The sequence below is a fragment of the Vibrio sp. 10N.222.46.A1 genome (assembly GCF_041473595.1).
GTDB lineage: Bacteria > Pseudomonadota > Gammaproteobacteria > Enterobacterales > Vibrionaceae > Vibrio > Vibrio tasmaniensis_A.
The window spans coordinates 1-476 of the sequence record NZ_JBFRSN010001539.1 but is presented as its reverse complement, the minus strand read 5'-3'; the positions used below and the strand labels follow the sequence as shown (position 1 = coordinate 476).

General features: G+C 36.1%; 1 pseudogene. It reads left to right on the top strand.

The features are described 5' to 3' along the window. Positions 1-368: pseudogene (locus tag AB4496_RS27940) on the top strand (hypothetical protein); the annotation flags it as partial. Positions 369-476 lie beyond the last annotated feature (108 nt).

The following is a 476-nucleotide window of genomic DNA, read 5'->3' as shown; positions in this document are numbered from 1 at the left end:
TTCATAGCCCTGGTGGTGTACTAGATGAAGGCTTAAAAATTGGAGAATATATACTCCAAAATAACTGGAATACTGACGCTGATAAATACATGCGCTGTTATTCAACTTGCGGTTTCATTTATGCAGCTGGTTCTACAAAGTACATTCAAACAGGTGCCGAAGTTGGATTTCACCGTCCATATATTCCAGGAGTTGCGGATACTCCTGAGTTTATTGATGAGGTTTATAAAAAATACCAAGCTTATTGGGCAGCTATAGATGGTAACAAAGGCTTGTATGACAAATTTATGTCTGAGTACGGTCGAGATGAAATGCTGATACTCAAAACCAACAATATCGACAATTATATTCCTGTAGAGAAATATTGATGCCCATTAACACAATAAAATTACCTGAACATATATGGCTTAGAGTTATGCTCTTCGTCATGGGAGCAATGATTATTCTTTTTAACGTCAAAGGTTATGAAGTATTAT